20 protein-coding genes are annotated in these 25,523 nt (G+C 72.8%); 8 read left to right on the top strand and 12 right to left on the bottom strand.

Features of this window, described 5'->3' with window-relative positions; all coding sequences use genetic code 11:
- Positions 1-309 precede the first annotated feature (309 nt).
- Positions 310-990 (top strand): hypothetical protein, encoded by a 681-nt coding sequence (locus BBK14_RS37225; RefSeq protein ID WP_071064967.1) that lies wholly within the window; start codon positions 310-312, stop codon positions 988-990.
- Between the two features lie 6 nt (positions 991-996).
- On the opposite strand, the gene BBK14_RS21075 is transcribed toward BBK14_RS37225, so the two are convergent.
- Positions 997-4,344, bottom strand: a complete 3,348-nt coding sequence (locus BBK14_RS21075; RefSeq protein WP_198541370.1) for a patatin-like protein — start codon at positions 4,342-4,344, stop codon at positions 997-999.
- Between the two features lie 194 nt (positions 4,345-4,538).
- Here BBK14_RS21075 and BBK14_RS21070 point away from each other — a divergent pair, with 194 nt between their 5' ends.
- Both BBK14_RS21070 and BBK14_RS21065 read left to right on the top strand, forming a co-directional pair.
- Positions 4,539-6,368, top strand: a complete 1,830-nt coding sequence (locus BBK14_RS21070) for an acyl-CoA dehydrogenase (RefSeq protein ID WP_071064965.1) — start codon at positions 4,539-4,541, stop codon at positions 6,366-6,368.
- Positions 6,369-6,580: 212 nt separating this feature from the next.
- Positions 6,581-6,946, top strand: coding sequence for a DUF6458 family protein (locus BBK14_RS21065; RefSeq protein ID WP_235014220.1), 366 nt, complete (start codon positions 6,581-6,583; stop codon positions 6,944-6,946).
- Positions 6,947-6,998: 52 nt separating this feature from the next.
- Here the strand turns inward: BBK14_RS21065 and BBK14_RS21060 are convergent, their stop codons facing one another.
- The 4 genes from BBK14_RS21060 to BBK14_RS21045 all read right to left on the bottom strand — a co-directional run bounded on the left by BBK14_RS21060 (position 6,999) and on the right by BBK14_RS21045 (position 11,539).
- A complete protein-coding gene (locus BBK14_RS21060; protein WP_018504030.1) occupies positions 6,999-7,235 on the bottom strand; it encodes a hypothetical protein in 237 nt (78 codons plus the stop codon).
- 247 nt (positions 7,236-7,482) lie between these two features.
- Complete coding sequence (locus tag BBK14_RS21055) at positions 7,483-9,240, bottom strand: dihydrolipoamide acetyltransferase family protein (protein ID WP_071064964.1); 1,758 nt, start codon at positions 9,238-9,240, stop codon at positions 7,483-7,485.
- 11 nt (positions 9,241-9,251) lie between these two features.
- Positions 9,252-10,289: an alpha-ketoacid dehydrogenase subunit beta gene (locus tag BBK14_RS21050; RefSeq protein ID WP_198541377.1), complete on the bottom strand. Its 1,038-nt coding sequence runs from the start codon at positions 10,287-10,289 to the stop codon at positions 9,252-9,254.
- 170 nt (positions 10,290-10,459) lie between these two features.
- Positions 10,460-11,539, bottom strand: coding sequence for a thiamine pyrophosphate-dependent enzyme (locus BBK14_RS21045; RefSeq protein WP_071064963.1), 1,080 nt, complete (start codon positions 11,537-11,539; stop codon positions 10,460-10,462).
- 222 nt (positions 11,540-11,761) lie between these two features.
- Between BBK14_RS21045 and BBK14_RS21040 the strand changes: the two genes are divergently transcribed.
- The 3 genes from BBK14_RS21040 (at position 11,762) to BBK14_RS21030 (ending at position 15,724) form a co-directional block, all read left to right on the top strand.
- Positions 11,762-12,709 carry an LLM class F420-dependent oxidoreductase gene (locus BBK14_RS21040; protein WP_071065054.1) on the top strand — a complete coding sequence of 316 codons (948 nt, stop codon included), beginning with the start codon at positions 11,762-11,764 and terminating at the stop codon, positions 12,707-12,709.
- Positions 12,710-13,138: 429 nt separating this feature from the next.
- On the top strand, positions 13,139-14,434 hold the full coding sequence (locus BBK14_RS21035) for a CapA family protein (protein ID WP_071064962.1): 1,296 nt from the start codon (positions 13,139-13,141) through the stop codon (positions 14,432-14,434).
- A 330-nt stretch (positions 14,435-14,764) separates the two neighbouring features.
- Entirely contained in the window at positions 14,765-15,724 is a 960-nt protein-coding gene (locus tag BBK14_RS21030; protein ID WP_071064961.1) for a hypothetical protein, read from the top strand.
- 217 nt (positions 15,725-15,941) lie between these two features.
- Here BBK14_RS21030 and BBK14_RS21025 read toward each other — a convergent pair whose 3' ends face one another.
- Complete coding sequence (locus BBK14_RS21025; protein WP_476739400.1) at positions 15,942-16,511, bottom strand: Fur family transcriptional regulator; 570 nt, start codon at positions 16,509-16,511, stop codon at positions 15,942-15,944.
- A gap of 161 nt (positions 16,512-16,672) precedes the next feature.
- On the opposite strand from BBK14_RS21025, the gene BBK14_RS21020 reads away from it, so the two are divergent.
- Together BBK14_RS21020 and BBK14_RS21015 are read left to right on the top strand one after the other, a co-directional pair.
- Entirely contained in the window at positions 16,673-17,074 is a 402-nt protein-coding gene (locus BBK14_RS21020; protein ID WP_020464637.1) for an SCO5389 family protein, read from the top strand.
- A gap of 260 nt (positions 17,075-17,334) precedes the next feature.
- Positions 17,335-18,036 (top strand): hypothetical protein, encoded by a 702-nt coding sequence (locus BBK14_RS21015; protein WP_071064959.1) that lies wholly within the window; start codon positions 17,335-17,337, stop codon positions 18,034-18,036.
- Positions 18,037-18,103: 67 nt separating this feature from the next.
- On the opposite strand, the gene BBK14_RS21010 is transcribed toward BBK14_RS21015, so the two are convergent.
- From BBK14_RS21010 to BBK14_RS20985, 6 genes are all read right to left on the bottom strand, one after another.
- The gene (locus tag BBK14_RS21010; protein WP_420849178.1) at positions 18,104-20,242 is read right to left on the bottom strand and encodes an ArnT family glycosyltransferase; all 2,139 of its coding nucleotides are present in this window, start codon (positions 20,240-20,242) and stop codon (positions 18,104-18,106) included.
- 88 nt (positions 20,243-20,330) lie between these two features.
- On the bottom strand, positions 20,331-21,545 hold the full coding sequence (locus tag BBK14_RS21005; protein WP_071064958.1) for a pyridoxal phosphate-dependent aminotransferase: 1,215 nt from the start codon (positions 21,543-21,545) through the stop codon (positions 20,331-20,333).
- A 62-nt stretch (positions 21,546-21,607) separates the two neighbouring features.
- Entirely contained in the window at positions 21,608-22,531 is a 924-nt protein-coding gene (locus BBK14_RS21000) for a metal ABC transporter permease (protein ID WP_071064957.1), read from the bottom strand.
- A complete protein-coding gene (locus BBK14_RS20995; protein WP_071064956.1) occupies positions 22,531-23,445 on the bottom strand; it encodes a metal ABC transporter permease in 915 nt (304 codons plus the stop codon). The genes BBK14_RS21000 and BBK14_RS20995 overlap by 1 nt, the downstream gene beginning before the upstream one ends.
- Before the next feature lie 7 nt (positions 23,446-23,452).
- Positions 23,453-24,457: a metal ABC transporter ATP-binding protein gene (locus BBK14_RS20990; RefSeq protein WP_071064955.1), complete on the bottom strand. Its 1,005-nt coding sequence runs from the start codon at positions 24,455-24,457 to the stop codon at positions 23,453-23,455.
- 28 nt (positions 24,458-24,485) lie between these two features.
- The gene (locus tag BBK14_RS20985; RefSeq protein ID WP_083391129.1) at positions 24,486-25,523 is read right to left on the bottom strand and encodes a metal ABC transporter substrate-binding protein; all 1,038 of its coding nucleotides are present in this window, start codon (positions 25,521-25,523) and stop codon (positions 24,486-24,488) included.

The following is a 25,523-nucleotide window of genomic DNA, read 5'->3' as shown; positions in this document are numbered from 1 at the left end:
GACCACTAGCCAGCAGCAACGGGACGACGGTCTCGGGCCCGGACAACCGGCCCGTTCCGGCCGCCGCCCGGCGCCCGTTCCGGTCAACTGGCCGCATTCGGTGCCAGCGGCTACCTAAGCTGGATCGAGGCTGTGGGCCGGACCTGCGAGGGGAGGGATGCCGTGACCGGTGATCGTCCGTTTGGCGTGGCCTCCCGTGGCACCTCGTCGGGGCACTTTCGGGGTGCGCCCACCGCCCTCGATTCGCTACATCGGAACAACTTCGACGGCCCGGTTCGCTCCACCGTTCTCTCACGTGCCGGTCTTCGTGTGGTGATCGTCGGTGCGGCCCTCGCTGCCGCGCTCGCCGGTTGCGGCGAGGCGGGGAGTGACACGACGACCACCCGATCCGAGCCGGCGGTGGCCGCGGCCCCGCAGCCACCGGGAGCGGGTTCGTCCTCGCCCGCGGGCTCCGGCGAGGACGCCGGGTCGGCGGGTGACGGTCAGACCACGGCCGGTGCGGGCACTCCCGGCGCGGACTCCGCGGCGGGCGGGCCGGGGAGCACCGGCTCGGCTTCGGCGGGCGCCGGTGCGCCGGGTTCCAACCCGCAGGCGGGGACCGGCCCGAGCACGCCGGCCGGCCCGGAGGCGCAGACCAGCCCGGACGCGCAGTCCGCGGAGCCCACCGGCCCGGTCGTGCCCGATCTGCCGTCGGTGGCGCCGTCGCCGGTGTTCCTGGGCGAGGCCTGCGTCCCGGGGCGCGATGAGGAGCCCGCCGTCGCCGTCAACGGGCTGGTTCTCTACTGCGTGCCCGGCGAAACCGGTACCGGGTCGGCCGTCTCCGGCCGGTGGTCGCCGGAGGCTCCGGTGCAGTCCACCCGGTCACGGCCCGAGCCGGGCAGCGAGTGCGAGCCCGCCGACGCGGGGCAGATCGTCCCGGGTGCCGACGGCCGTCCGGTCACCTGCCTGCGTGAGCCCGACGGCGGGATGCGCTGGGCGGACGTCTCCTGACCGCGGTCAGCTCGCCGGCCGGTGTCGGCTCCGCCGCCGCGGGCGCAGGAGTTCGGCGAGTGACCACACCGGCGGGAGCATCAGCAGGCCGAAGACGGCCGCCCATGCCCAGGGATGATCGGCCAGGTAGGGCACCGCGTCGTCGTGTAGCCAGGGGAAGAGATGGTCACCCACGACCGGGATCACCCCCGCCGCGGCCACCACCGCCAGCCCCGCCACGCCCACGACGGCCAGCCCCGCGGGCAGCACCCGCCAGCCCGTGAGGCTGATCAGCAGCAGCCCCGTCACGGCCACCAGCAGCCCCACGCCGCCCATCGGGCCGGACAGGATGAGCGCGCCCGCGAGTCCGGCGGCGAGCAGCACCGTGCCGAGGGCGATCGTCGCCCGGCGCCGGCCGCGCGTCACGTCGTCCACCAGCGCGTAGGCGACGCGGGCGATGGCGCGCACCGCCGCGACCGCCGGACGCAGCGGCCGCGGCAGCGCGCGCAGCGACGCCAGCCACCCGGTGAGGACCGCCAGCACCTGGGCGACCGTGATGGCGAGGATCGGGCTGTTGGCCCGATCGGTCAGCCGCTCGTCCGAGACGCGGCACGCCCGCAGCACCCGGGCGGCGTCGGCGGGATCGAGCTGGGCCGGGCCGGGCGCCATCGCGTCGAGGAACTCCCGGGTGGGCGCGGAGCCGACCCGGGCACCGGCGATGTCCGCCCGGACGGCGTCGGCGACGCTGGTCAGCTCGCCGGCGGCGATCTCGCGTTGGATCCCGGCGGCGACCCAGGCCGCGGTCTCGGGCAGGGCGGCCGGCACGGCCGCGTCCGGGTCGTCGAGCCAGGCGAGCTCGTCGAGGACGTCCGCGGTGACGGGGCCCGCGGCGACCGTCGCCAGCAGCTCCACGAATTCGGTGAGCCAGGTCGTGGTGCTGTCGGGCGGTTCCGCGCCCGGCGCGGCGGCATCGCGTAAGTGGACCAGCCGCCGGGGGTCGAGCAGGATACGGGCCAGCCAGGCGGCGCCGTCCAACCGGCCCCACATCCAGTCGCTGGCCCGCCAGGACGACTTCGCGAACGCGCCGAAGTTGCCGAGTTGGAGCCCGGTCAGCTTCCGGTCGGCGCTCGCCCGTGACGGGTCCAGATCGCAGCGGATGTCCGCGCTCACCTGGACCAGCTCCACCGGCTGGTCGACGACGTCCCCGCCGGTCAGGGCGTGGGTGACCAGGTGCAGGTCGAGCAGGGCCAGCGCGGCCCGCGAGCGCCGGGTGGGGAGGTAGCCGACGAAGTCCCGCAGGGTGTGGGCGGCGACCCGGCGCCGCCCGGCGAGGCTCAGCCCGTTCGCGTGGGTGCGCGGCCCTGGCGCGATCAGCGCCGCGGGCCCGAAGGGCCGGTCCTCGTCCTGCCCGTCCCGCTCGTGTCGACCCCCGTGCTCCCCGTCCCCGTGGCCGGGCCTGTCCGCGCGGTCGGTTGTGGCCGTCCGCGATGGTGCTGAGCGGGCGAGGACGCCGGTCAGAAGACCGCGCAGGTTCTCGGTGACCGAGCCCAGCGTGCTCCAGGCGAGCGTGAGGTCGGTCCGGCTGGTCTCCTCGTCGCCGGCGCCGCGTAGCCAGCGGCGGGTCGCCTCGGCCACCACGGCGGCGGACGACGCCCCCGCCAGGTCGCGCAGGGTGTGGCGGACGACGGTGAAGCCGCCCCGGTTCGCCGGCGTCGACGGGAGCGGTAGCAGCTGTGCTCCGGCCTGCTCGCGGGGCGCGACGACCGCCGCGTGCACCTCCCGGGCCAGCGTCGCCAGCGCCACCCGGTCGTCCGGGCCGGTCGACAGGAGGTATGCCTCGTTGATCATCGAAATCAGGATGCCCTTGGCGGCGTCCACCGCGGGGCGGCCCAGCCGCCAAAGGTCACCGAGGTCGTCCGGGCCGGGCAGCCGGTCCGGGAACTCCGCCAACGCGGCCGCGACCGCCGCGGCCCGCAGGTCCGTCCGTCCGGCCGGGTCCGCGAGCAGCGCCGCCGCGTCCGCGCCGACGTCCGCGCCGATGTTCGTGTCGGCGTTCGTGTCGGTGACGATCCGGTCCAGCGTGCTCAGGACGACGTCCGCGGCGCGTTCGGCCTCGCGGTGGCGGTAGGCCTCGTAGATTGCCTCGTCGGCGAGGCGGGGGCCGCCGGCCGGGGCGAGGCGGAACAGCCCGCGCCGGCTCGCGCGGACGCCGCGTACCGCCTCGTTGTGGTCMCTGATGCGCCGCAGGTCGCTCGCGATCGACTGGTTCAGCGCCGCGCCCAGGGCGCCGAGCAGCGTGTCGGAGACTGTCGGCGTCGACCCGTCGTCTCGGCTCGGCGTGGGGTCGTCCGGCGGGTTGGGCGCGGGCACCACGTAGGCGAGCACGCGGCGAACCTGCCGCCCGTGCGCCGGCCGGTCGAAGATCTCTTGTAGGGCCGGCCCGATCGGGCGGTTCACCAGGATGCCGCCGTCGGAGCCGTAGAAGCCGCTGGCCGCGTTGACGTAGTCGGCCATGTCGGGATGGTCCGCGTCGGGTGAGCTTTGGACGGGAATGTAGGCCGGCTCGAAGGCACCGGGGAAGGCCGCGCTGGCCCGGGCGGCAAGCGCCAGGCGGTTGGCCGCCTCGGGGTCGGTCAGGTCGTCCTCGCCGAAGACGAACAGGCCGCGGTGGTCGAGGTCGCGGACGATGCCGCCGAGGTCGTCCGACCAGCGCGCCGACTCGCCGCGCAGGATCGTGGTCGTGATGAACACCGAGGTCGGGCGAACCGTCCGCGCGGATCTGGCGCGCCTCGCCTCGGCGGTGTGACCGCTTCGGGACGGGGGCTCGAGGCTGCGCAGCGCGGTCTGCAGGGCGGGCAGCATCACGGCGTCGCCGCGCAGCAGCGACGGGAAGCTCCGCTCGCCCGGGCGTCGCATCAGCTCGCGCAGTGATCCCAGCGTGATCCACAGATCGCGCAGCGGGCCCAGGTCGGCGTCGTGGGCGTTGGCGTAGCCAAGCAGCGCCGCGTTGATCCCACCCGCAGAGGCCCCGGCCAGGACGTCCACCGACACCTCGACGTCGAGGATCTCCAGTAGCGCCGCCCAGCGGGACGCGGCCGCCGCGTCGGCGGCAGACAGGCCCTGGTCTCCGGTCCCGGCCACGCCGACGTGACCGTCACCCGCGGCGCGGTCGCGGTGCGCGGCCGCGCCGATGTGAGCGTTCTCCGCGGCGCGGTCGCGGTGTGCGGAGGCGCCGGTCAGGAGGTTGATCTCCCGGGCGACGCCGCCCATCCACACCGCCAGGCTCGCGCCGCCGGTCATCACGACCGCGAGCCGGACCTCCTGGGTCGACCCGTCGTCGGACTCGTCGGCGACCGCCGCCCTGCCCTCCGTCATGGCCGCAAGACTAAACGTGCCGGACATTACTGACTCGGCGTACTTTCCGCCCGACTCCGAACGGATGCGGCTTTCGTCGGCGGATCACCTGGAACCTTGGTTACTCGCGGGTAGCATGGGGCATGACCTACCAGCGAGTAACTACGCCCGCGCCGCCGATGATCATGCGGTGAGCCGGAGGGGAGGAGCCGTCCATGGGGCACTACCGGAGCAATCTCCGCGACATCGAGTTCAACCTGTTCGAGGTGTTCGGCGTGGACCGGACGCTCGGGACCGGGCCCTTCGCGGAGATGGACCGCGACACAGCGCATGAGGTGCTCGCCGAGTTGGAGCGGGTCGCCGTCGGGCCGATCGCCGAGTCCTTCGAGGACGCCGACCGGCACCCGCCGACACTCGACCCCGCCACCGGCACCGTCACGCTGCCCGAGTCGTTCCGCAAGTCCTTCGCGGCGGCGCAGGAGGGCGAGTGGTGGCGGCTCTACGTCCCGCCGCACCTGGGCGGCATGGGTGCCCCGCCGACCATCGCCTGGGCGGCGTCCGAGCTGCTCCTCGGGGCGAACCCGGGGGTGTTTCTGTACATGGCCGGGCCGACGTTCGCCGCGATCCTCGAGGGCATCGGCACGCCATGGCAGAAGAAGATCGCGAACTGGGCCATCGAGCGGCACTGGGGCGCGACCATGGTGCTGACCGAGCCGGACGCCGGCTCCGACGTCGGAGCCGGCCGGACGCGGGCCGTCGAGCAGCCGGACGGGACCTGGCACATCGAGGGTGTGAAGCGGTTCATCACCAGCGGTGACTGGGACATCCCGGAGAACATCCTCCACCTGGTGCTCGCCCGCCCGGAGGGGCACGGCCCCGGCACCAAGGGCCTGTCGATGTTCGTGGTGCCCAAGTACCTGCCCGACCCCGGGACCGGTGAGCCGGGTGCCCGTAACGGCGCCTACGTCACGAACCTCGAGAAGAAGATGGGCCTGAAGGTCTCGACCACCTGCGAGATGCGCTTCGGCGAGCGCGAGCCGGCCGTCGGATGGCTCGTCGGCGACGTCCACGACGGCATCGCGCAGATGTTCCGGGTCATCGAGTACGCCCGGATGATGGTCGGCACGAAGGCGATCGCCACGTTGTCCACCGGGTACCTCAACGCGCTGGCCTTCGCCCGCGAGCGGATCCAGGGCGCCGACCTGACCCGGGCGTCGGACAAGACCGCGCCCCGGGTGGCCATCATCAACCATCCCGACGTGCGCCGGATGCTCATGCAGCAGAAGGCCTACGCGGAGGGGATGCGTGCCCTCGTGCTGTACACCGCTACCTTCCAGGACGCCGTCACGCTGGCGGCGGCCCGCGGCGAGGTGGACGACAACGCGGTGCGGATGAACGACCTGCTGCTMCCGATCGTGAAGGGAGTCGGCTCGGAGCGCTCCTACGAACTGCTGGCGAGCTCGCTGCAGGTCCTCGGCGGTTCCGGATACCTGCAGGACTACCCGATCGAGCAGTACATCCGCGACGCGAAGATCGACACCCTGTACGAGGGCACGACGTCCATCCAGGGCCAGGACCTCTTCTTCCGGAAGATCGTCCGGGACAAGGGTCGGGCGCTGACCACTCTGTTCACGCAGGTCCAGGAGTTCGTGAAGGGCGAGGCGGGCAACGGCGCGCTCCGCGCGGAGCGGGAGTCGCTGGGCGCGGCGCTCGACGAGTGCCAGGCCATGGTCGGTTCGATGGTCGGGTTCCTCACCGCCACCGCCCAGGACAAGTCCCAGGTCTACCGGGTCGGGCTGAACACCACGCGGCTGCTGATGAGCATCGGCGACCTCGTCGTCGGCTGGCTGCTGCTGCGCGGTGCCGACGCGGCGCTACGCGGGCTGGACGGCTCCCCGTCCGAGCGCGACCGGGCGTTCTACGAGGGCAAGATCGCGGCCGCGCGCTGGTTCGCGGCCAACATCCTGCCGGAGCTGCGCACACGCCGGACGGTGCTGGAGGGCACCGGTCTCGGGCTGATGGAGATGTCCGAAGCGGCGTTCTGACCGTTCGTCCCAGCTCGTTTCAGCCTGGTCGGATCGGTCCAGCCAGTGTGATCCTCCCGGGGCCGCGGTCGTGTCGGCGCGGCCCCGGGAGGATCTTTGTCCGGGCTGGTTCGCGTGGAGTTGTGGCTACCCGCGGCGACCAGGGTCGCGCTCCGTCGTGGAGATGTGCCGATCGTGGTTCTACGGTGTCCGATCTGGGGTAGACGAGCCGTATGGGAACCCCGCTGAGCCTTCTCCTCTTCGCACTGGGTGCCGTGCTCGCCTTCGCCGTCCGTTCCGAACCGTCCGGCCTCGACCTCACGGCGGTCGGGGTGATCCTCATGATCGTGAGCATCGTGGGCCTGGGCGTCACGCTCTACCGCGATCAGTGGCGCCGGAAGATCGTCGAGGAGTCGATCGAGCACGGCGCCGCGCCTCCGATCAGCGTGGACGACACCGTGCTGGTCGACCCGTCCATGCAGATCGAGGCCCCGTCCCACCAGGATCCCGTCCGCCCCGAGACCGGCCACGAGCGCCCCGAGACCGGCCACGAGCGCGGTGTGCCGCACCGGCCGCTGCAGTCGTCCGACGGCAGGTGACGACATGCGGGCATCCCGGTACGGGCCCGGATCCAGGTAGGGGCCGGCTGGCTCAGGTGGTGCGCAGCGGCGGGAACGCCTGGTCGAGCTCGTTGCGCATGTCCCGCTTGAGCAGGTCGTCGGCCTCGGAGGACGACTGGCCCTCGAGAAGGAACCGGGCGACCCGCAGCGTGAGGTCCACGCGCTCGGCCAGGTTGAGCGCCCCGTTGAACCGGCCGCTGGTGCTGGCGGAGGTCAGAACCTTCGCGACGAACTCGTCGGCGGCCTGCAGAGCCTCCACGCGCGTCATGCGTTCACCTCTTCGTGGTGGAAGTTGAGCCGGATGCCGGGTGTGAGGCGCAACCGTACCAGGCAGGACACCTGTCTCCGTTGTGCACCCCTATGCGTCCGTTGTTCCCGGGGGGGTGTATGTGGCGAACTGCGTAGTTCGCCCCGATCAACCAGCCGGCCGGAAGCCCCACCAAAAGCTCACTCCAAGCCGCGGCCGGACGTCCCGCCGAGGCTCGAGTCATTGTGCGTCGTGTGATCGGGCTGGGTCAGCTCCAGGCGAGCGCGATGACGGGGTCGGCGAGGACGGCCGCGACGTCGGCCAGGACCGCCGAGCCGAGCTCGCCGTCCACGACGCGGTGGTCGAAGGACAGCGCGAGGTGGGCCACCGTCCGTACCGCCAGCTCGCCTTCGTGCACCCAGGGAGCCGGGCGGATCGCGCCGAGGGCGAGGATCGCGGCCTCACCGGGATTGAGGACCGGTGCCCCGGTGTCCACCCCGAGAACTCCGACGTTGGTGATGGTGATGGTCCCGCCGGAGAGGTCGGCCGGGCGCAGCCGGTCGGCGCGCGCGGCCTCGGTGAGGGAGTGCAGGCTGCGGGCGAGGCCGACCAGGCCGCGGGATCCGGCGTCCGGGATGTTCGGGACGACCAGGCCACGCGGCCCGGCCACGGCGATGCCGAGGTTGATCCGCTCGTGCACCTGGATCTCGGCGTTCTCCCCGGACGTGTCGCCCACCCAGGTCGAGTTGATCATTGGGTGGCGCCGGACGGCGGTGAGGAGCGCCTTCGCCACGAGCAGCAGCGGCGTGACCCGGATGCCGGCGAAGTCCGGCAGGGCGGCGATCCGCTCGCGGGCCGCCATCGTCTCGGTGACGTCCACGCTGAGGAACTCGGTGGCGTGCGGGGCCGAGAACACGCTGGCCACCATCGCCCGTGCCATGGTGCGCCGCACGCCCGTGACGGGGATCCGCCAGATCCGGTCGGTGTCGTTGAATCCGGCGTCGGGCGGGATGGCTCCGGGCACCCGCCGCATGGTCTCCGCGTGTCCGTTCAGTTCCGGCTGGCGCGGGCCGTCGATTCCGTTGGACGAAGGGACAACGCCAGGGACACGGACCGGCCCAGTGCGGGTCGTCGGAGTGGCGGTGGTGGGGACGGGCGCGGGCTCGGGGCGCGTGGCCTGACGCGCCGCGGTTTCGACGTCGGCGCGGCTGATGGTGCCCGCGGGACCGGTGCCCGCGAGCGTGGAGAGATCCACACCCAGATCACGCGCGAGCTTGCGGACGGGTGGCTTCGCCGCGACGCGCCCATGCCGCGGGGCCGCCCCGATCGGCACTACGGCTGATCGGTCCGGCGCACCGGCCGCGGCCGACGCCGGGGATACGGCTGGCGCCGAGGCCGGCACCGACGACACGACGGGTGCCATGGCCCCGGGCGCCGAGCTGGCAGTGGGCGCTGTGCCGGGAGCGGGCGCGGGGGCGGCGATGGTCGCCGCGGGCGTCGTCGAGCCGGGCAGGGGGCCGTCCGGGTTGCGGGGGCGCCGGCGGCGGCGCGGGCCGGAGTCGCTGCGCGGGCCGTACCCCACCAGCATCGGGGTGCGCCCGGCGGCCATCGGTGACAGGTCGGCCGTGCCGGGCCCCCCTGGGACGTCCGCGGCCTCTCCGGTCCGGGACACGGGCAGGGATGCCGCGCCGTTGCGAGTGGCGTCCCCCGGCATGGTCTCCTGGCCGGTGGCTTCGGTAGCTCCGGTGACTGACCCGGTCGTCGGGCCGGTCGCGGGCTCGTCGCCCGGCTCGTCGATGGTCAGCAGCGGCGCGCCCACGGCGAGCTCGGTGCCGGCCTCGCCGTGCCGTTCGACGAGCACACCCGCGAACGGGGACGGGATCTCGACGACCGCCTTGGCCGTTTCCACCTCGACCAGCGGCTGGTTGACCGTCACGGTCTCGCCGACCTCCACCAGCCACCGGACGATCTCCGCCTCGGTCAGCCCCTCGCCGAGATCGGGGAGGCGGAACTGTCGATGGGTCACCGGAGATCTCCTCAGTAGCCGAACGATCGGTCGACGGCGTCGAGGATCCGGTCGACGTCGGGGAGGTAGTGGTCTTCCAGCCGGGCCGGGGGGTACGGGGTGTCGAACCCGGTGACCCGCAGCACCGGCGACTCCAGGTGGTAGAACGCCTGCTCGGTGACCCGGGCCGCGATCTCCGAGGACAGCGAGACGTTCGACGGAGCCTCGTGCACCACCACGAGACGTCCCGTGCGGCGCACCGACTCGACGACCGGGTCGAGGTCGAGCGGCGAGAGCGAGCGCAGGTCGATCACCTCGAGCGAGCGGTCGTCGTCCTCGGTGGCCACCTGGGCGGCGTCCAGGCAGGTACGGACCATCGGGCCGTAGGCGACCAGGGTGGCGTCGGCCCCGGGCCGCACCACCCGCGCGGTGTGCAGCGCGAGCTGCTCCTGCCCCGGCATGCTGGCGAGTGGGGTGGTGTCGACCTCGCCCTTCTCCCAGTAACGGCGCTTGGGCTCCAGGAAGATCACCGGGTCGTCCGAGGCCACCGCCTGCTGGATCATGAGGTGCGCGTCGGCAGGGCTGGAGCAGGTGACGACCCGCAGCCCGGCGGTGTGGCAGAAGTACGCCTCGGGTGACTCGCTGTGGTGCTCGACCGCTCCGATCCCGCCGCCGTAGGGGATGCGGATCGTGACCGGCAGCCGGATCCGTCCGGCCGAGCGGTAGTGCAGCTTGGCGAGCTGGCTGACGATCTGGTCGAACGCCGGGTAGACGAAGCCGTCGAACTGGATCTCGCAGACCGGGCGGAACCCGCGCATGGCCAGGCCGATGGCGGTGCCGACGATGGCCGACTCGGCGAGTGGGGTGTCGATGACGCGGTCCTCGCCGAACCGGGCCTGCAGGCCGTCGGTGATACGGAAGACGCCACCGAGCTTGCCGACGTCCTCGCCCATGATCACGACCTTCGGGTCGGCGGCCATGGCCGAGAGCAGGCCCGTGTTCAGCGCCTTCGCCAGGGTCAGGGTCTGGCGGGGGCTCGCCTGCGGCTCCCCGTCCGTCGCCGGGCCCACGGAACCGACAGAGTCCGGAGCGACAGAGTCCGGAGCGATCGAGCCCGGAGTGATCGAGTCCGGAGTGATCGAGTCCGGACCGATGGAGTCCGGATCGACCGGACCCGGGTCGATGGCGTCGATAGAGCCGATCGGGCCGGTTGCCGCCCCCGTGGCCGTATCGCTGGTCGTCAAGGCAATGCTCCCCGTAGTTCCGTGAACGCGGCGCGCTCGGCGGCAACCAGATTGTTCTCCGTCACCTGGACGTGGTCGAACAGTGCGGCCTCGGGCGGGTCGGGGAGCGCGAGGCAGCGGGCGCGCAGGTCCGCCGCCACGGCGTTCGCCTCAGCGGCCAGGCCGGCCTCCCGCTCGTCGGTTAGCGCGCCGCGGGCCCGCAGATGGATCGTCAGCCGCTCGATCGGGTCGCGCATCCGCCAGCTGGACACCTCGTCCGCCGGGCGGTAACGCGACGGGTCGTCGGCGGTGGTGTGCGGATTGATCCGGTACGTCAGCGCCTCGACCAGGACGGGGCCGCCCCCCGATCGGGCCTGCCGCAGCGCCCACCGGGTCACGGCGAGGGTCGCGAGGACGTCGTTGCCGTCCACTCGCACGCTGGGGAAGCCGAAGCCGCGCGCCCGCTGGTAGACCGGCACCCGGCTCTGCCGCCGGTACGGCTCGGAGATCGCCCACTGGTTGTTCTGGCAGAAGAACACCAGCGGCGCGGAGAAGACGCTGGCCCAGCCGAAGGCCTCGCTCACGTCGCCCTCGCTGGACGCGCCGTCCCCGAAGTAGGAGATCGCGGCGCCGTCGCCGCCGTCCCGGGTGATGCCCATGGCGTAGCCGGCGGCGTGCAGGGTCTGCGACCCGACGACGATCGCGTAGAGAGCGAACCCGTGTTCGGCCGGGTCCCAACCGCCGAGCGACGTCCCCCGGAACAGGCCGAAGACGTGCAGCGGATCGACCTCCCGACACCAGGCCACACCGTGTTCCCGGTAGGAGGGGAAGGCCATGTCGGATGGGCCGAGCGCGCGACCGGAGCCGACCTGCGCCGCCTCCTGGCCGCGCAGGCTGGCCCACAGGCACAGCTCACCCTGGCGCTGCAGCGCTGTTCCCTCGTCGTCGAGACGCCGGACGATGATCATGTCCCGCAGCAGGCCGAGCAGGTCGTCGTCGGTTACGTCGGCCACGAATGCCTGGTAGTCGGTCTCCTGCCCGGAGTCCGAGGCGATGCGGCGGCCGTCGGGGGTGAGCAGCTGCACGAGCTCCGTCACACGGGCAAACGATAGTCCTCGTCCCGGCCGCGGCAACCCGACAACGCGATGTTCGTCGCGCCTGGTGAGATCCCGGCGGACGATGTTCGCCGGGCCGGGTGGGACCCCGACAGGCGACGCCCGCCGCGGCGGGTGGCGGTCGGGTGCCCCCGATACGGTGACCCCGTGAGCGACCCAGTGAGCGACGCAGCCAGCAGCTCGGCGGGCCATCCCGGCACGCCCATGACCGCCGGGAGCCCGCGGGGTTCGGAGCCGCCCGGCGAACGCCCGCCGGCCGGGGCGATTCTCGGCAAGGTCGGCATCTGGAGCGGGCAGTTCGACTTCTCCAACGCTGCCACGGTGCGCGAGGCGGTGTCCGAGCTCGACGAGCTCGGCTACTCCACCCTGTGGACAGGCGAGGTCAAGGGCCGCGAGGTGCTGGTCACCGCCGGCCTGATGCTCGCGGCGACGTCCCGGATGACGATCGCGACCGGGATCGCGCAGATCCTCGCGCGCAATCCCCTGACCATGGCCGCCGGCCAGCTCGCGCTCGCGGAGGCGTACCCGGGGAGATTCCTGCTCGGGCTCGGCGTCTCGCACGCGGAGCTGATGCGCATCCGCGGCGCGACCTACGCGAAGCCCCTGGGCCAGATGCGGGCCTACCTGGACGAGATGGACCGGATGGCCGCCGAGCAGTACCGGGCGGTCCCGCCGGAGGGAGTCCAGCCGCGGGTGCTGGCCGCGCTGGGGCCGAAGATGCTCAGCCTGGCAGGCGAGCGCGCGGACGGCGCGCACACCTACTTCGTGCCGCCGGAGCACACCGCCGACGCCCGCGCGGCGCTCGGGCCGGGGAAGCTGCTGATACCCGAGCAGGCGTTCGTCCTGCACCGGGACGCGAGCGAGGCGCGGGAGCTGGCCCGCCGGCACACGGGGTCCTACCTGCGGCTGCCGAACTACACGAACAACCTGCGCCGGTACGGCTTCACCGATGACGATCTCGCCGGCACCGGGTCCGACCTGCTGGTCGACACGATTGTTCCGTGGGGGGACGCCGACGTCCTGCTCGGCCGGGTCAAGGAGCACCTGGACGCGGGCGCGGACCAGGTGGCCGTGCAGGTCCTGGACTTCGATCGCAGGGGGCTGCCGCGCCGGCAGTGGCGCGAGCTGGCCCCGGCGCTGCTGTCGCTCTGAGGCCGTTGCCCGGGGTCGTTCCGAGGTTCCCGCACGCTCGGAGGCGGCCGTCGCCCGCCGTGCTCGGGCCAGCCGTCGTGGATACGACACTTTTCAACCTGATTGAGTATTTAGTCTGGTAAGCGACATTTTTCGGTGGGTCGCAATCCTCGGACGGCCCCCGGCCGGATCCACTGCCGTCCCGGTCCTGCGCGCTCCGTGTCGCAAATACGACTCGTTGCCCCGGGGCGGCGCGGACGGCGATATTACGGTCGGTGCCGAATTTCCGATCGCTCCGGGGCGGCGCGAGTGTTTCGCGCCGTTCCCGGTTCCGGAGTGCGTCCGGTATGTATCGGTGGGTTCCGTGCGGCGCAGCGGCGATGTGCCGTCGCGGAGATTCCCGGTAGGGTTACTTTCGTTCGATGATTATCGCGGGCGGGGGTCGGGTGAATGCTCGGGGATGACGGAGACGACCGGCAGGGGCCGACCTCCAGACGCCGGCACGGCCGCCGGTCGGGCCCCGCGCGCCGATCCGGCGGATTCCGGGAAAGCTGGGGCGCCGCGGTCGCCGGAGGCACTGTTCTCGCGGTCGCCGTGTGCGTCGGCCTGGCCACGTTCGGCCTGATGGGCGGCGGTGACGACCCTTCGGGGAATCTCACCGCGCTCGGCGGCACCGGGCAGGGCCGGGACGRCCAGCCCGCATCCCAGCAGGGCGCATCCCAGTCACCCCAGGCGTCTCCGCCCGCCGAATCGTCGGCCCCCGCCGGGCAGGGGGCGGTGGGTAACGGCCCCCGGCGGCCGACCGGAAACCCGGTCCGCATCGCCTTTGGCGGGGACGTCCATTTCGAAGGCGCGCCCGGGCAGCGGTTGGCGGCTGATCCCAAGACCGCGGTGGGGCCCATGGCACAGACCCTGTCCGCGGCGGACCTGGCCATTGTCAATCTGGAGACCGCTGTCACGACCGGCGGCACGCCGGCCACCAAGGCGTTCGTATTCCGTGCACCGCCCGCCGCATTCACCGCCATGCGCGCCGCCGGTATCGACGTGGTGAACATGGCGAACAACCACGGAATGGACTACGGGGTCGAAGGCCTCGCGGACTCGCTGCGCAGCGCCCGAGAGGCCGATTTTCCGACCGTCGGTATCGGCGCGGACGACTCGGCGGCCTACACCCCCTACGTGACCACCGTGAACGGCCAGCGAATAGCGATCTTCGGTGCGACGCAGGTTCTCGACGACGAGCTGGTCTCCGCGTGGACCGCCGGGCCCGGCAAACCCGGCCTCGCCTCGGCGAAGAAGGTCGAGCGGCTGGCCGCGGCGATCCGCGAGGTGCGGCCGACCGTGGACACCGTGATCGTCTACCTGCACTGGGGGGTCGAGCGCGAGGCCTGCCCGAGTGACACGCAGACCGGCCTGGTCGCGCCGCTGGTCGCCGCGGGCGCGGACGCGCTGGTCGGCGGGCACGCGCATGTCCTGCAGGGCGCCGGGTGGAACCACGACGGCGTGTACGTCGGCTACGGCCTGGGCAACTTCGTCTTCTACGCTTCGGGCGGCGGCCCGAACACCGAGACCGGCGTGCTCGAACTGACCTTCCAGGGCCGGGCGGTCACCACGGCCAACTGGGTACCCGGCCGGATCGTCGACGGGGTCCCGCGCCCGCTGACGGGCGCCGCAGCCGGCCAGGCCCTGACCGGCTGGAACAGTCTGCGCGACTGCACGGACCTCTCCGGCACGGCCCCCTGGTAGACGGCACCCCCGGGCCGGTCACCGGTACCGCCCCCCGGTAAACGGCACTCCCGGGCAGGCCGACGGATGCCCGTCCGCCCGTTCAGGTAATTGTCCCCCGGCGTTCGCCGCCGGGGGCTTCAACCTGCTGTACCTTGGCTCGCAGGAAGCCGTGACAAAAGCCGGCACGAGTGGTGCTCCCATCGCCACATCGCGGTGCCTCGGAAATGCCTTCCCGTCCTTTCCTTCTTTTGGTGACGCGTGACGCCGGTCTTCTGTCGAGAAGACGCGTCGCGAAATCGACGCCTGTCCTTGGTGCTCCGTCCAGCCCTTTATCGATCCGGGAGTGTCGTGTCGCGTACCCTGCGCAAGAGGTCGAGCCGCCGCGGACTGGCCGCCGGCGTCGGCCGCAAGATACTCGTCGCCTTCGTCTTTCTCGCCGGGAGCGGGCTGGTGGTGGTCGGGGGGCCGTCGCCCGCGTGGGCCGCCGACACCACCCAGTACGCCGGCGACTCCACCCGGGGCAACGGGGCGGCCGTCCCGTTCGAGGGCCTCACGGACCAGAACGGCGGCCCGGTGCCCATCTCCGGGGCCATCGGCGTCGACCTGGTTCTCGGCTCGACGCAGCAGCCCTACCTGCCGTGCCAGAACTACAACCGGACCACCGGTACCGGCGACACCTTCGTCAACGCCTGCCAGGAACGGGGCAGCTACGCGACGTACACGCGTTTCGCCACGGGCAAGGGGCTTGTCTTCCCCAACGGGTACTTCATGGGCGACAGCCAGCCTGACCTGGTCAAGGGCGGCACACTGAACACCGGTTGGGGCCGCCGCACGGCCGGGCTTTCGTTCGAGTTCTACCCGCAGGTCGACCGGGACGCCGAGTTCGTCCACTCGCGTTTCTACATCGACGTCTTCGACCWTCGCGCCAACGGCTGGACGTACTCCGCGCACGTCGGCCGCATCAAACTGACGACGCTCAATGATCCGGGTACGGCGCAGGTCGGCGGCCGGCTCACCGACGGTGGGCAGACACCGGCCCGTGACCGGGTGAAGTTCCTCATCTTCGGCGGTGACGCCCGTTCGTCGACCGGGTACCCGATCTCGTCCTTCGCCGTCTTCACGAGCTCGGGGGCGGCGAACTGGAGCAGCGGCGCGCTGTACGCCGGCGCGCAGCGCATCACCGTCACGGACACCGCGACCGGCCGTGAATGCGTCATTGACCTGAAGCCGATCAGCGGTCGGGGCAACGCGCTCGACATCGACCTCTCCCGGCCCGGGTTCGGCCACGAGGGCAGCGTCTGCCACTGAACGGTGCCGAGTAACTGCGGCGGTTGAGCGACAGCCAGGACTCATCCAGTCGCCACACATCGCCGGGCGGCGGGACCTGACGTACATAGAACGGCGGCACCGGCCAGCGGCCGGGACGGCTTGGCTGTCCCGGCCGTTTTACATTTCTCCAACCGCTTTCGCGGGCGTTCGTTCAGTCGTTTTCGCGCGTTCGCTCGTTCGTTTTCGCGCGTTTCGCTCAGCCGTCGTCGCGGGGGCGGCCGGGGCTGTTGCCGCTGTTGCGTGAGGCGGCGCACCGGGCGCACGTTCCGTAGATCTCGACGGTGTGTACGACGTCGGTGAAGCCCTCCGCGCTGGCCACGGAGGACGTCCAGGCCTCGATCTCGGGGCCGGCGATCTCCACCGTGTGGCCGCAGTGGCGGCACACGAGATGGTGGTGGTGACCGTCCGTGGTGCACCGCCGGTACACGGTCTCGCCGTCATCCCGGCGCAGGACGTCCACCTCGCCGCGGTCGGCCAGCACCTGCAGGTGACGGTAGACGGTCGTCAGACCGACGGACTGGCCCTCCTGGCGTAGCCGGGCGTGCAGGTCCTGCGCGCTGGTGAAGGCGTTCGTCGCCGCGAGCGCGGAGGAGACCGCGTCGCCCTGCCGGGTGGCCCGGACGGAGGTGCCGCGGCCGCGACCCGGGCGGGACACCGCTCCGTTCGGGCGGTCACCGGAGCCAGCGCCGGCGCCGCCTGCCGCCCGGTCGGAGGCCGCTGACATGCCGCGCGGGGAGCTCACCCGCTCGCCTTCCACACTCGCCACGACATCCACTCTCTCATCTACCCGGCCTGTCTGGAGGGCGCGCGATCTCCTCAGTTCTCGCCATGGGAACGGTGTTGACATCGGTTTTCATTTCGTGCGACGGTGTGTGACGTAGTAGGCGCCGACTGTCGCCAATCCGTGTACTTCCCTGGAGGTTCCAGATGTCACTGACCGTCACGCCCGAGCTGGTCGAGGCCGCGGGCGAAGGCCGGATGACCGACGAGGACTTCGTCGCGTGCGTGCGCACCTCGCTCCCGTACGCCTACCGGCTGGTCGAGGAGCTGGTCACGGCCCTGCCCGACGCCGGCCCCGCGGGCCGGGATTTCGCCGACAACCAGGTGCCCCCGCCGGACGAGGCCGCGCGCGGGCAGCTGCTGCGTGCGATGGCCAGCACGTCCATCCGGTCGGCGCTCGAACGGCACTTCGGTGTCGCGCTGGCGTTCCAGAACTGCCACCGGGTCGCGGCCTTCGCACCCGAGGCCGTCGGGCGCGCGCAGTACCAGGCGTTCGTCTCACCGCGGGCACAGGTACTCAACCAGCAGCCCGAATTCGTCGACTGCTAGGCCACATTCCCAAGCCAGGCGCGGGCGTTCGCCCCGCCCCGGGGCCCCTCGCCGGGCGCTCGCCCCGGGGCCCCTCGCGGGCGCCCGCCCCGGGAACTCACCCGGCCGGCCCGGCCGTCTTGTCGCGTTGTGCCCTCGCTGCTGTCGGTTGCCCTCAGGTCGGCCCGGTGACCAGCACTGAGGTCATTTGAGGCGGCGGAATGTCCGTCCCGTACCCTTTGCTCGCGGTAATACGGTGGCGGGCAATCCGGGGGTGGTGGGTGGCAGGACGTCCGGCCTGGCTGCGGGGGGAGTCGTGGCGGATCGCCGAGCCGCCCCTGACCCCGGCGGCGACAGGTGCCGCGGTGCTCGGCGCGGTCGTGCTGGTCGTCGGGTGCGTCCTGACCGCCGGATCGGGCTTCGACGAGGGCTCCACGGCGACGACGCCGGTGGGAGTAGAAGTCGATCAGGGCCCGCTGGTCTCCTGGTACACGTCCACCCAGGGGATGCGCGGCAGTATCGCCACCAGCGTCGCGTCCGCGCGCGCCTTCCTCGACGCCCAGGAYGGCGCCTCACTGCGCCCACTGTGCATCCAACTGGCGGCGGAGGGACAGCAGGCGGGCGGGCTCACACCCGGGCCGGACCAGGAGGCGCAGCGGCTCTTCACCAGCGGCGCCGGGCACTACGAGGCTGCCGCGCGCACCTGCGCCCAGCTCTTCGACGGCACGCAGATCCCCGCCGCGCAGCTACAGGCACAGGTCCGGGCGGCGCTGGCCGACGGCGACCGCGACTGGGACGCGCTGGCCACCCGCGTCGGCCTTCCCATGGCCCATGCCGGGCCGACCCCACCGGCCGCCACCGACGGCTCGGGAGGCACGGGTGGGTCGGCAGCCACCGATGGCACGGGCGGTACCGGCGACACAGACGCCACGGGTGGGACGGACGGCAGCGGCGACCCGGAGGACACGAGCGCGTCCGGGTGAGACCTCCGCCGTGCGGACCCGCCCGCCCGCCCGCCCGGCCGGGCGGGTCGGGGCTCGGTGGGTGTGCTCAGCCTGCGTTGTCGGCTCGGTGCCCGCACGGGGTGAGGACGCGCAGCGTGCCGGTGAGCTCGAAGTCGTGTGTCCAGGCGGGGCACCAGCCCACGGCCCGTGCCTCGTCGAGCGCGTGGCCCGTGCCCCGGCGGTCGTAGGCGAGGACGAACAGCAGCACCCGCCCCTCCGGGCCCGGGGCGCGCCGGGTGAGTGCCCGCCCGACGCCGCCATCTCCGATCGCGGTCAGGAACACGGTCGAGGAGCGCGGCACCCGTGGTCCCACCGGCCCGGTCACCACATCCGCGCCCGGCCCGCCGGGACGTTCCTGACCGGGCGCATCCTGACGGGTCGGGCCCTGCCCGGCTGTGTTCGCGGCGGGTGCGTCCTGGCCGGCCGTACTTTGGCCGGCTGCGTCCTGGCCGGGTGTCCGGTCGTCGGAGGCGCCGTCCTGGCTTACCTCCATCCCGTACAGCCAACCCGCGCGGGCGAGCCGGCCGCCTACGACGACCAGGTCGCCGGGCCGGTGGAGCCGGCGGGCGGTGACGGTCGCGTCCACCATCAGGTCGATCGGACGGCGGTCGCCGCGTTCCTCCCACAGTGGGTGCAGGGCGCTGACCGCGGCGGCGGGCACCGCGGCCGCGGCGAGGACGGTCACCGCCGTCACCGCTGCCAGCAGGCCCGCCGCCGTGCGCCGCCAGCCGGCCGCGCGACCGCCGGCGGGATCGCCACTGGAAGGACCGTCCCCGGGGCGGCCGGCGACCCCGGCTCCCGCCCACGCGACGCGGGCGGTGCGGGCCAGCGCGGCGGCTCCGGCGGCCGCGACCACGGTGAGCAGCGGGACGAGGAAGACGTTCGTCCGCACGGCGCCGAACGGCCAGTACCGCCCGGCGCTCGCCGCCAGCACCATCAGCTCGGCGCCGCCGGTCGCGACCAGCAGCACCCGGCCATCCGGGCGTCGGGCGAGCGTGACCACTCCGGCCAGGAACGTGATCGCGACGGCACAGTCAAGCACGATCACTGCCGGGTCGGACGAGTCGGTCAGCGGGTGAACCAGGTTCGGGTCATAGCGGTCGATGCCCGGGGGCGCGCCGGCCGCGGTCGCCGCGAGCTGGTCGGCGATGAAACGGATCCCGTCGGGCAGTCCGCGCCCGGCCAGGAAGTGGTCGTCCCAGAACGTGCTCGCCCGCTGGCCGGACTGGTGCAACACGAACAGCGCCGCGTGCAGCCCCGCGATCACGGCGGCGGGGGCGTCGCACAGCGCGGCGCGAACGGCCGCGCGAACGGTCGGACGGAAGGCCCTGCGAGCAGCTGGGCGGGCGGCCGTGCGGCGGCCAGCCCAGCCATAGGCGCCGCGCAGCGGCCGGGCGACGTCCACGACGGTCAGCGGGACGATGAGGAAGACCGCGGGCAGGGAGAACAGCGCGAGGACGCCGACGGCGAACCGGCTCCACAGCAGGGCGCGGGTGGTGGAAGCGGCGCGCATCCAGAGCATGACCACGGCCAGTGCGCAGGTCGCGTCGAGGGTGTACGGCTTGACCTGGGACGCGAGGTCCACGACGGTGCCGCCGAGCGTGACCGTCAGCGCCGCCGTGAACGCCGCTGTGCGTCCGGTCAGCCGGCGGGCCAGTAGCCAGGTGCCCGCGGCGAGCGCGACGAGGGGAACGGCGGAGGGTAGCCGCAGGGCCCAGGCATGCCACCCGAACACGTCGCCGCACACCCGGAGCAGACCCATCGAGCCGATCGCGGACGGCGTGTTCGCCACCGAGAGCTCCGACCAGAAGGTCCCCGGCGGCTCGGCGACGAAGTGCGGGCGCCACAGCTCGTCGTACCAGAGCGGCTGGCGGAAGCGTTCCCACAGCACCGCCTGGACCGCGACCGCCAGCAGGCTGACTACGACCACCGCCAGCATGTCCACCGCGCCTCGCGACCCGGTTGTTTCACGTGTGTCCGGCGCAGGCCCCGCCACGCCGCCGCTGATCACCGCGACGGCCTGAACCGCCCCGCTGGCCTGGACCGCCGAGTCGGCCTGAACCGCTCCGTCGCCGCGGGTCACGCCGTCGCCCCGGAGCGGCGGGATGTCCAGCTCGTGGGCGGTTCGGCCGGCTGGCTGGTCGGTTCCACCGGCCGGCTCGGCCAGCACACGCGTGTCCTCCACCCGGTTGTCCACAGGTTCTGTCCACAGGGCGCCCGTCCCTTGTGGACAGAACCTGTGCGGCGCCGCCCGGCAAATCCGGACGAGGCGCTCAGGTCCGAGCGTAGGCGGTCAGGAACCGGTCGATCCGACCGACTGCGTCGGTCAGGTCGTCGACGCACGGCAGGGTCACCAGCCGGACATGGTCGGGCCGCGGCCAGTTGAACCCGGTGCCCTGCACCAGCAGGATCCGCTCGGCCCGCAGCAGGTCGAGCACGAAGCTCTCGTCGTCGTCGATCGGGTAGACCTCGGGATCGATGCGGGGGAACGCGTACAGCGCGCCGCGCGGGGGCACACACGACACCCCGGGGATGTCGTTGAGCAGCTTCACCACCGTGTCGCGCTGCTCGAGCAGCCGGCCGCCGGGCAGGACGAGATCGCCGGCACCGCTGCCCTCGGCGAGCGCGGCCTGGAGCGCGAACTGGCCGGGCACGTTCGCGCACAGGCGCATGTTCGCCAGGATGTTCAGGCCCTCGATGTAGCTCGACGCGTGCTGGCGGGGCCCGGAGAGGGTCATCCACCCGGAGCGGAAGCCCGCCAACCGGTAGGCCTTCGACAGCCCGTTGAACGTCACGCAGAACAGGTCGGGGGCGAGCGCCGCGGGCGAGTGGTGCTCCGCGCCGTCGTAGAGGATGCGGTCGTAGATCTCGTCGGAGAACAGCATCAGGTTGTGCCGGCGGGCGACCTCGATGAGCTCCTCGAGCACCGGCCGGTCGTAGACGGCCCCGGTCGGGTTGTTCGGGTTGATGATCACGATGGCGCGGGTACGTGGGGTGATCTTGCGGATGATGTCGTCGAGGTCGGGATTCCAGCCCGCGGACTCGTCGCACAGGTAGTGCACGGGCCGCCCGCCGGTGAGGCTGACCACCGCCGTCCACAGCGGGTAGTCGGGGGCGGGGAGGAGTACCTCGTCGCCGTTGTTCAGCAGCGCCTGCAGCGACATCATGATCAGCTCGGAGACGCCGTTGCCGAGGTAGACGTCGTCGGGCGTGACGCTGGTCATTCCCTTGCCGGCCGCGTAGCGTACGACGGCCTCACGGGCGGGGAGCAGGCCCTTGGAGTCGCTGTAGCCCTGTGCTGCCGCGAGGTTCTCGACCACGGCGGCGAGCACCGAAGGCGGCGCGGAGAAGCCGAACGGGGCGGGGTTGCCGATGTTCAGCTTCAGGATGCGCTGGCCTGCGGCCTCCAGCCGGGTCGCCTCGTCGAGGATGGGACCTCGGACGTCGTAGCAGACGTCGGCGAGCTTGTCGGACTGGGCGAACTCCATAGTGCCCAGGGTAGATGCCGTGTCGACCGGATTTCCCGCCCCCGTGTGCCGTGGGCGTGGGCTCACCCGCGGTGGGTGGCCGCGGCGATCCGCGCCGCCGGCGCTCCGGACAGCCCGCCCCGGGGCGCCAGGGCGAGGGAGAGCACGAGGGCCGTGGCGAGGGTCAGCACGATCGCCCCGCCGGCGGCGACGTCCCACTGCTCGCTGACGGCGAGCCCGACCACACCGCAGACCACGGCCACCGCGATCGAGACCGCGGTCATCGTCGACGTGCGCGAGCACCACAGCCGGGCGGTGGCGGCCGGCCCGACGACCAGCGCGACGGCCATGATCGTGCCCACCGCGGGCAGCGAGGTGACGACCGCGGCCTCCACGAGCAGCAGCAGGACGAGCCCGAGCCATCTGGACGGGTACCCGGCCGCGGTGAGCGCGGTGGGGTCGAACGCCCCGAGCAGCAGCTCCTTGCGCAGCGCCACGAGCGCGGCGAGCACCACGACGGCCGTCACACCGCTGACGACCAGATCGCTCTCCTGGACAGTCAGCACGGAGCCCACCAGGAAGGCGCTCAGATCACGGTTCGACCCGTCGCGGGCGGACATCAGCGCGACGCCGAGCGCGAACCCGCCGGAGAGGACGACGCCGGTCACGGTGCTCACGTCCCGCCCGCCGGTGCCCGCCCGCCCCGCGCCACCCGGGCCAGCGCCACCCGGACCGGTGCCGGCCGAGTGCCCCGGGGTGCCGGTGAGCAGGGCGACCGCGCTCACCAGCAGCACGCCGAACAGCCCGGCGCCCAGGACGAGGTTCATCCCGATCAGGGAGGCGATCACGACGCCCGGGAAGGTCGCGTGGGTCATCGCCATGGTGAGGAAGCTGAGCCGGCGCAGCACGACGTGCACGCCGACGGCGCCGCACAGCGTCCCGACGATCAGCACCTCGAGGAGGGCCCGCCGGGTGTAGCCGTCGCCCAGCGAGTCGAGCAGCGCCATCAGGTCGCCCCGCGTGACGAGGCGGGCCGCCGCTGCCGGCGCTCGCGGGAACGCGCGCCCCGTGACCGGCGCGGCAGCATGGCGACGAGGAGAGCCAGCGCGTAGATCACGACCAGCGCCAGGACGACCGTCGCGCCGGCGGCGAGCCGGATCTCGTGGCGCACGGACGCTTCGTAGCTGGCGACCAGGCCGAGCCAGCCGCCGAGGACCCCGAGCCCGATCGAGGCCAGCACGATGACCACCAGCCGGTCGCTGAGCAGCCGGGCCGCCGCCGCCGGGATCACGATCAGGGCAATGACCAGCACCGTCCCGACGGCGCGGACGGCGGCGACGACGACGAGCGCGATCACCAGGTTGAGGACGAGGTCCAGCAGCCACACCGGGTACCCGGCCGCGCGCGCCCCCTCCGGGTCGAACGCCCGCAGCAGCAGCTCCTTGTGGATCAGCGCGAGCACCGCGAGAGCCACGGCGGCGGTCACCGCGGTCACGGTGATGTCGGTGGAGTCGACGGTCAGCAGACGTCCGAAGAGGAACGCGGTGAGATCCGACGTGTAGGACTCCCGGCGCGAGACCAGCACGACACCGACGGCGAAACAGCCGGTGAGCAGCATCGCCATGGCCGCGTCCTCGGTGACCCGCCGGGTGGAGACCAGCGCGGTGAACCCGGCGGCGGCCGCGACGGCGACGAGCAGCGCACCCGGCACGATGCCGGAGTCGCCGGCGATCAGAAAACCGATCACGACACCCGGGAAGACGGCGTGGGTGAGCGCGTCGGTGAGGAAGGCGAGCCGGCGCAGCAGGACGAGGACCCCGACCACGGCGCTCAGCGTCCCGAGCAGCAGCACCTCGAGCAGCGCCCGGTACATGAACGGCCGCTCGAACGGCGCGATCAGGAGATCGCCGGGCGTGCTCACGGCCCGGTCACACGCGGGTCACGACGACGCCCCGGCCGTCGATCTCCAACGCGGCGCCGCCGTAGGCGGCCCGCAGGGGCTCCGCGGTGAGCGCCTCGGCGGGCGGTCCGAACGTGATCTGACGGCCGCTCAGCAGGCACACCTCGTCGCTGATGAGCTGCGCCAGGGCCAGGTCGTGGGTGGAGACGACGACGGCCGTGCCGGCGGCGGTCAGCGTACTGAGCGCGGCGAGCAGGGCGTCCTGCGAGACGACGTCCACGCCGTTGAACGGCTCGTCGAGCAGCAGCAGGCGGGGCTGGGCGGCGATGGCGCGGGCCAGCAGTACCCGCTGGCGCTGCCCTCCGGAGAGCGTGCCGAAGCGATCCCGGGCCCGGTGGGCCAGCCCGACGGCCTCCAGCGCGGCCTGCGCCGCCGCCCGGTCGGCGCGGCCCGGCCGGCGGATCCAGCCGATCCCGCGGTAGCGGCCCATCAGCACGACCTGACCGACCGAGATCGGGAAGTCCGGGTCGAGCGTGTCCGCCTGCGGCACGTAGGCGACCTCCCGGCGGGCGGCGCCCGGGGGACGTCCGAGCACCGTGATCAGCCCGTCGACCACGGGCACCAGGCCGAGCACGGCCTTGATCAGCGTTGACTTGCCCGCGCCGTTGGGCCCGATGAGGGCCAGCGTCCGGCCCGGGTGGAGGACGCCGTGCACGCCGTGCAGCACCGGCACCCTGCCGTAGGCGATGCTCGCGTGCTCCAGCGACAGTGCGGCGGGAGCGGCCCCGGCCTGGCCGCCGCTCTCGCCCGCGGCCGTACCCGGGATCGCTGCACCCGGAATCGCCGTATCCGGGATCACGGCGCCGACCTGGTCGGGGAGCGCGATCGCGTCGGCCGCCAGTGCTGTCGCCACTGCCGCCACCGGCGCCGCGGTCGTCGGTATCGCCACGGGCGACGGGGCTCCGTCCGGCCCGTCCGGCGCGGTCAGGCACGGTGCCTGAGCGTTACCGGTCATGATCGACCACCGGTCCATCCTGTAGATCCTGGCTGTGGGTCCTGTCTCACCGGAGGGCGTTGACGATGGTATCCGTGTTGTGCCGTTCGGCTTCGAGGTAGGTGGCACCATCAGACCCCGCCGGGCCCAGCGTGTCGGCGTAGAGGGCACCCTCGCCGGCGACGACGCGGACGCCCGCCTCGCGGCCGATGGTCTGCGCCGTCCGCGGCGGCAGGGATGACTCGGAGRACACCGCCACGACGCGGGACGCCCTGATCCGRCTGACGATGTCGTCGATCGCCCGGCCGGAGAGCTCGGCGGACGTGTCGAAGCTCGGGATGATCGACCCGACGAACTCCAGGCCGTACCGGTCCACGTAGTAGCCGAACGAGTCGTGGTTGGTGACCAGCTTGCGCCGGTCTGCCGGGATGGTGTCGATCTTCTGCTGGTTCTCCCGGTCGAGCTCGTCCAGCCTGGTCGTGTAGCCGGCGAGGTTGGCGCGGTACGTGGCGGAGCTCTCCGGATCGGCCGCCGCGAGCCCCTTCTCGACGTTCGTGACCATGATCTTCGCGTTGCGCGGGTCGTGCCAGATGTGCGGGTCGCCCCCGGCGTGCTCGTCCTCATGCGCACCCTCGTCGGCGTGGTCCGTGCCCCCTCCGGGCTCACTCCGGACGGTGACCCCGTCGGCCATCACGACCTCGACGCCGTCGAAGCCGCTGGCCGAGATCGCGTCGTCGAGCCAGCTCTCCAGGTCGACACCGTTCTCGATCAGGACGTCCGCGGAGCCGATCGCCTCGAGATCGGCCGGCGAAGGCTCGTAGTCATGCGGATCGACGCCCGGCCGCAGGATCTGCCTGACCTCGATGCCGTCACCGCCGATGGCGCGGGCGAAATCCGCCGCGTAGGTGGTCGTCGCGACCACCCGTGGCGCCGAGCCGCCCGCGCCGCCGGAGCCCCCACCCGAGCCGCCGCAGGCCGCCAGCGCGGCGGCGAGCGCAGCCGCGGTGAGCAGAGCGGCGGCGGGACGCGCCACCGGCAGCGACCGGGGGCGCGAGGCCTGGTCCGACGGGTGTCCGGCGGCGGGCCGGAGGGGCAGGGGCGACAT

The sequence above is a fragment of the Parafrankia soli genome (genome assembly GCF_001854695.1).
In the GTDB taxonomy this organism is placed as follows: Bacteria; Actinomycetota; Actinomycetes; order Frankiales; family Frankiaceae; genus Parafrankia; species Parafrankia soli.
The sequence above is the reverse complement of the archived record's forward strand: the minus strand, read 5'-3'. Positions and strand labels throughout refer to the sequence as shown.